We start from the raw sequence: 691 nt of genomic DNA on the forward strand, positions 1-691 counted from the left end.
AAGACAGGATTCGAACCTGCGACACCTTGGTCCCAAACCAAGTACTCTACCAAGCTGAGCTACTTCCCGAATTAAATTGTGAATGCACCCTAGAGGAGTCGAACCTCTAACCGCCTGATTCGTAGTCAGGTACTCTATCCAGTTGAGCTAAGGGTGCTCATATTATGCCGAGGACCGGAATCGAACCGGTACGATCGTTACCAATCGCAGGATTTTAAGTCCTGTGCGTCTGCCAGTTCCGCCACCCCGGCCTCTCTAAGCGAACGACGGGATTCGAACCCGCGACCCCCACCTTGGCAAGGTGGTGTTCTACCACTGAACTACGTTCGCATCGACTCTTGGTTATATTAAAAAAATGCCGGCTACATGACTTGAACACGCGACCCTCTGATTACAAATCAGATGCTCTACCAACTGAGCTAAGCCGGCTTACTTTTATGATGCGGGTTAAGGGACTTGAACCCCCACGCCGTTAAGCGCCAGATCCTAAATCTGGTGCGTCTGCCAATTCCGCCAAACCCGCAAATATGACCCGTACTGGGCTCGAACCAGTGACCCATTGATTAAAAGTCAATTGCTCTACCAACTGAGCTAACGAGTCTAATAACTTTCGTTACTACGGTCCCGACGGGAATCGAACCCGCGATCTTCGCCGTGACAGGGCGACGTGATAACCGCTACACTACGGGAC

The 691-nt window shown here is 51.2% G+C and carries 7 tRNA genes; all 7 read right to left on the minus strand.

Annotation, left to right across the window (positions count from 1 at the left end):
• Positions 1-83 precede the first annotated feature (83 nt).
• Positions 84-157: transfer RNA gene (locus HMPREF9180_RS09935), tRNA-Arg, on the minus strand.
• An 8-nt stretch (positions 158-165) separates the two neighbouring features.
• Positions 166-251, minus strand: a tRNA-Leu gene (locus tag HMPREF9180_RS09940).
• 7 nt (positions 252-258) lie between these two features.
• Positions 259-330, minus strand: a tRNA-Gly gene (locus tag HMPREF9180_RS09945).
• 26 nt (positions 331-356) lie between these two features.
• A tRNA-Thr gene (locus HMPREF9180_RS09950) sits at positions 357-429 on the minus strand.
• 12 nt (positions 430-441) lie between these two features.
• Positions 442-523, minus strand: a tRNA-Leu gene (locus HMPREF9180_RS09955).
• A 5-nt stretch (positions 524-528) separates the two neighbouring features.
• Positions 529-601, minus strand: a tRNA-Lys gene (locus tag HMPREF9180_RS09960).
• An 18-nt stretch (positions 602-619) separates the two neighbouring features.
• Positions 620-691: transfer RNA gene (locus HMPREF9180_RS09965), tRNA-Asp, on the minus strand.

It is taken from the genome of Streptococcus peroris ATCC 700780, from assembly GCF_000187585.1.
GTDB classification, from domain to species: Bacteria; Bacillota; Bacilli; order Lactobacillales; family Streptococcaceae; genus Streptococcus; species Streptococcus peroris.